General features: G+C 35.1%; 9 protein-coding genes. 3 read left to right on the top strand and 6 right to left on the bottom strand.

Features of this window, described 5'->3' with window-relative positions:
* Positions 1 to 126: 126 nt before the first annotated feature.
* The 6 genes from VIO64_RS03885 to VIO64_RS03860 form a co-directional block, all read right to left on the bottom strand.
* Complete coding sequence (locus VIO64_RS03885) at positions 127 to 282, bottom strand: hypothetical protein (protein ID WP_331915347.1); 156 nt, start codon at positions 280 to 282, stop codon at positions 127 to 129.
* A gap of 6 nt (positions 283 to 288) precedes the next feature.
* Entirely contained in the window at positions 289 to 459 is a 171-nt protein-coding gene (locus VIO64_RS03880) for a SymE family type I addiction module toxin (RefSeq protein WP_331915345.1), read from the bottom strand.
* Between the two features lie 523 nt (positions 460 to 982).
* On the bottom strand, positions 983 to 1,360 hold the full coding sequence (locus VIO64_RS03875; protein ID WP_331915343.1) for a helix-turn-helix domain-containing protein: 378 nt from the start codon (positions 1,358 to 1,360) through the stop codon (positions 983 to 985).
* Positions 1,361 to 1,479: 119 nt separating this feature from the next.
* Entirely contained in the window at positions 1,480 to 1,842 is a 363-nt protein-coding gene (locus VIO64_RS03870; RefSeq protein ID WP_331915341.1) for a cyclic-phosphate processing receiver domain-containing protein, read from the bottom strand.
* Positions 1,843 to 1,946: 104 nt separating this feature from the next.
* Positions 1,947 to 2,504, bottom strand: a complete 558-nt coding sequence (locus VIO64_RS03865) for a DUF3795 domain-containing protein (RefSeq protein WP_331915339.1) — start codon at positions 2,502 to 2,504, stop codon at positions 1,947 to 1,949.
* A gap of 91 nt (positions 2,505 to 2,595) precedes the next feature.
* A complete protein-coding gene (locus tag VIO64_RS03860) occupies positions 2,596 to 3,018 on the bottom strand; it encodes a hypothetical protein (protein ID WP_331915337.1) in 423 nt (140 codons plus the stop codon).
* 503 nt (positions 3,019 to 3,521) lie between these two features.
* Between VIO64_RS03860 and VIO64_RS03855 the strand changes: the two genes are divergently transcribed.
* The 3 genes from VIO64_RS03855 to VIO64_RS03845 are packed head-to-tail and all read left to right on the top strand — an operon-like array spanning position 3,522 to position 4,224.
* Complete coding sequence (locus tag VIO64_RS03855; RefSeq protein ID WP_331915335.1) at positions 3,522 to 3,692, top strand: SymE family type I addiction module toxin; 171 nt, start codon at positions 3,522 to 3,524, stop codon at positions 3,690 to 3,692.
* A gap of 6 nt (positions 3,693 to 3,698) precedes the next feature.
* Positions 3,699 to 3,917, top strand: a complete 219-nt coding sequence (locus tag VIO64_RS03850; protein WP_331915333.1) for a hypothetical protein — start codon at positions 3,699 to 3,701, stop codon at positions 3,915 to 3,917.
* Positions 3,880 to 4,224 carry a DUF2493 domain-containing protein gene (locus VIO64_RS03845; RefSeq protein WP_331915331.1) on the top strand — a complete coding sequence of 115 codons (345 nt, stop codon included), beginning with the start codon at positions 3,880 to 3,882 and terminating at the stop codon, positions 4,222 to 4,224. The genes VIO64_RS03850 and VIO64_RS03845 overlap by 38 nt, the downstream gene beginning before the upstream one ends.
* The last annotated feature ends 429 nt before the right edge of the window (positions 4,225 to 4,653 follow it).

Below are 4,653 nucleotides of genomic sequence, written 5' to 3'. Positions count from 1 at the left end.
CACCCCTACACCCTCCGGCAATAAGCAAATCAGTATCAAGACTTTTGACAACTGCTAAAATCTTCTTGTAATCCCTATAATAACGGCTTCCAGATACTAAAACCTTCATATGTAAAACCTCCAGATTTACTGAAAAAGCCTGTAAAAAATACAAGCCTTTGCACTAAAGCCGGAAGCTGCTATATCAATGCTTCGTGAAAATATACATGATGAAAAACACCAATCGAAACTGATAGACTGAGCTGCCATAATCCTTGGCAGCCCTACGTAAAAATCTTTCAAAACTCCTCATATCTCATCCTCGCTGTCAATCTTCTTTATAGTAATGACACCCTGTGAAACCTCAATAACCACCTTACAGCCAATCTCAAAACCGAAATCCCTCAGCCACTCAGCTGCTACTGTGACAGCTGGAGCATCGTCCAGCCAATGTGACCTGATAGATGATAAAGCTACCATATAATACACCCCCATAAATACTACTAGCTAGCCTATGGAGACTGATACATCTACATAAGCTGGAGCAAAAAATACCGCTATCCATTGCTTATGTCAAGGGACTTTGAGAAAAAAAGAAAGAAAAAATGCCTATTCTTTAGCAGTCCTCCGTAGTCGCTAATTATGTGCTATCAAGAGACTTCGTAGTTCACATCAGGATAATCCAGTGACTATTTCGCTGGTCACTGGATTATCCTGAAAAAACAGGTATGGTTATTTTGAACCATACCTGTTTTTGATTGTGATTTATCCGATTCTGTAAAGAAGCTAAATAGAAGCAATTAAAAGTTCTTATTTGAATTTATTGAAAAGAGAAACAATAAGTAAAAATATATTTCTTAAGAATTACAATTATGGTGTAACTACAATTAACTCAAAGAATTATCTTCAAAAATGGGAAAATCTCTCTGCGAACTTATAGGTGTCAGAGAGATTTTTCTTTAGTGGTCTTCCCTTATTCATATTTTATCGTCATGCAATTTCATTAATCAATTTCAAACTCTGTTCTCTCAAGCCATTTATCTAATGCTCTTTTAAAAAATATATACTTATTGCCTATTTTCAAATGTGGTATACCAGATTTTTTAGAATTTAAGATTTTAGTTAACTCGTTCTCTGTCAAGCCTAAATAAAGAGCTGTACTGCTAAAATCGTATGTGTTACTATTATTAACCAAGTTACCATCTTGATGATAACTATAAATTGAATTTCCAATGCCAGACAAACCATCTCTTGCTCCATTTAAGCCATATTGTATTTTTTCAGAACTTCCGCTCATTCCATTAGCGATTATTAAGGAACTAATAACCATTGTAAAAGAAATAAATAAAGCAGAAAAAATAATCAACTTTTCCTTCGACATAAAGCACACCTCTCCAAAAATATTTTTTGAAATACAATTACATATTTATAAATCCAGCTTATCTTTTGCTTACTTTTTAATGCTACAGCATAAAATATGTGCCTTATTTATACCACTGCTCATTCTTCAGAGTATTTATTCGGAACTATAGGGTATGAGTAAATTCCAATATTTTTATCTATAAAACCTCTCCTCTGTGCCCCTAACAATGTACTATACATATTTTCTCTACCTACAGCATTATCGGTATGAAGATATATTCTCTCAGCCTTTAATCCATTTTCGCAGATATATTTGACTAGATCATATCCTGTCGGAAGTAGGTTTCCTTGTATATCAATACCCATGTCGTGATCAAGAGAAAGTATACCAATTTTAAAATTCTCAAGATAATAAATTGCCTGCTCTATTGTTCGCGCTATTTCAAACCCATCTGGACAATTACGTAAATCATCAAGATATACGTTAATTTTTTTGTTCATATTCATTTTACTCCAATTATCTTAATTTGCCTCATATAAAAAATGTGAAATAATTCAACTACACGTTATGCTCATAATTTCAACTGCAACTTGGAATTTAGTTCCTACTTTTTACTGGTTTTCTTATTAAGTTTCAACACAATATTACGCTTCGATGCCATAGTTTGAAACAGATTTGCCGCAAATGTAGCTTTTTCTTTTAGCGTTAGATTGTCCGATTCTGTTTCAGTTGCAATTTGTTCCACTACGGATTTTATATCTTGCAGTTCCAAAAGATTAACAGCTATACAGAAAAAACTCTTTCGCCGCCCATCGTTATAGTTTGCCAATAAATATTTTAAAATTTCTATTTTTTCAGTAAGTTCAAATTGATAGGAGGCTATTCCTATTTTCTTGACTTTCTCAATATCCTTTAACTGATTGCGATGAGTAATAAAGGAGTCAAATGCATCTATACTATCATATTTTTCACAGGGATACTCGCCACACAAATAGCAGTATTCAATTCCGCCACGCTGTTGGCTGCACCTTGCAATTGCACATGGTTGATTACCATCTCCACCCCCACAACCAGGACAATAATTATCCAGGTGCATTGAACACAGCCCACAGTTTAAGCCACAAAGCGAAAATAAAGTATAGCACCTTTTGAAATTTTTCATTTATATACCTCCTCTGTTAAATTCCTGTTCATCGGTAAATCATATAAATATAGCGAATTAACCCAAACTTTATGAATGTCATAAAATATAGTTACTTGACTTTATACTCCATATAAGCTGCTAAGTCGATAGAATCAGTAGTATCAGCGTAACCAATTTGCACATTTATAAATTTGTTACCATTAAAAGTACTATTAGACGGTAACTCGGTAATTAAATCATCCTTAAATTCTACTTGGTAATAATTTGTATTATTTAACAATTGAGTAGCCCCTATTGTGCCTAATGAAGTTCCGTAATGAAAGCTAATCTTACCAGTATTGTTATTCTTTTTTAAATCTTCAGCATTGCCTTTATAGATAAATTTGAACACATTATCATTAGTTCTTATAACTAACCATTTTTCTGTATCCCCATAAAAATTATTAAATTGAATATTTTCTTTTTTTGAGCATCCACTTATTATAGCTACAAGAGTAACTATAATTAAAATAGAAACCAAAAATTTTCTCATAGGGTTCAACCCCCCTAATAATAATTTAGCTTAGTGCGTGATATAAACCTATAATGTCATAGACTATGGAAACACTATAACATATTTTGCCATAACTATAAATAGCTGAACTTAGTGTACGGTTTTTGTGAAAATCTGTATGTGCTTCATATTTCAATAGTTAGAAACTCCGGTGTTGCAGCTTTTCGGTGTTTGTTTTTTACTCTAATCACTTTAAGGAGTCCCTTAAAAGCATCTTCAAGTAAAAAGCTCATATACAGATTGAGCTTTTTACTTGAGATATGATAGAAAGAACTGCTAGCAGTCTTTCTATCATATCGGTTGAAACTAAAAAGATTCTCCAAAGCTTCTTATTAGCAGTTCTAGAGAATAGGCATTTTTTCTTTCTTTTTTTCTCAAAGTCCCTTGACATAAGCAATGGATAGCGGTAGTCTTTGCACCGGCTTATGTAGAGGTATATGACTCTATAGGCTGGCGAGTAGTATTCATGGGGGTGTATTTTTATGGTAGCTTTATCGTCTATCAGGTCACATTGGCTGGATGATGCTCCAGCCGTTACAGTTGCAGCTGGCTGGTTGCGGGATTTTGGCTTTGAGGTTGGCTGCAAGGTGGTTATTGAGGTTTCACAGGGTGTCATTACTATAAAGAAGGTAGATAGCGAGGATGAGATATGAGGGATTTTGAGAGGTTTTTACATAGGGCTGCCAGAGATTACGGCAGCTCAGTTTTTCAGTTCCGGCTGGTATTTTTCATCCTATACATTTCTCAAAGGCGTTGATATAGCTGCTTTTTCAGCTTTCAGCTTTAGTGCAAAGGCTTGTATTTTTACAGGCTTTTTCAGTAAAACTGGGGGTTTTAGATATGAAGGTTTTAGTATCGGGCAGTCGTTTCTATTCTGACTATCGGAAGATTTTGGCTGTTATCAGTAGTTTGGATATTGATTTGCTTATTACCGGAGGCTGCCGTGGGGCAGATTTCCTTGCTGTTCGTGCTGCCCGTCAGTGCGGTATCAGGTATATTGAGTACCCGGCAGATTGGCAGAGATTTGGTAAAAGTGCCGGGCCTAGACGTAATCAGGCCATGCTGGACATGGAAAAGCCTGATTTGCTGTTGGTCTTTCATGAGGATTTATCCAAAAGCCGTGGGACCCGTGACATGCTCCATAGAGTTGTCAGGGCAGGTATTCCATACAGGATTTACTACTAGTACTGTTTTAGTGCAAAGGCTTGTATCTTACAGGCTTTTTCAGTGAAACTGTAAGTTTCATTTTTACTGAAAGGGAAAACATTTCGGCTGACGAGGTTCACGTGGGCTTTGTGCTTACACTACGATTTACATGCCTTTGTTTTCCCTCCTTAAAACAGCTATATAAGTCTCTTTATACAGATAAAACTAATATAGGCAACTGCGAAATAACCGGCTTTTGGGTTATTAGAGCAGTTGGAAAAAGTAAATATAAAGTGTTTTATCAATCTCTTAAAGGGATTTATATAGCTGCTTTAAAACAAGCGTAAAGGTTAATGCAGGAGTCTTGAAGTTTAAGGCTCTTATGCTGTTCATTAGGGATGTCTGTTAAAGCGGTTTTGAACTTTGATATTTTAATAAAGGAGTTGGTTTTAAATGTTACACCCCAAA

Source organism: Pseudobacteroides sp. (genome assembly GCF_036567765.1).
Classification (GTDB): Bacteria; Bacillota; Clostridia; order Acetivibrionales; family DSM-2933; genus Pseudobacteroides.
The sequence above is the reverse complement of the archived record's forward strand: the minus strand, read 5'-3'. Positions and strand labels throughout refer to the sequence as shown.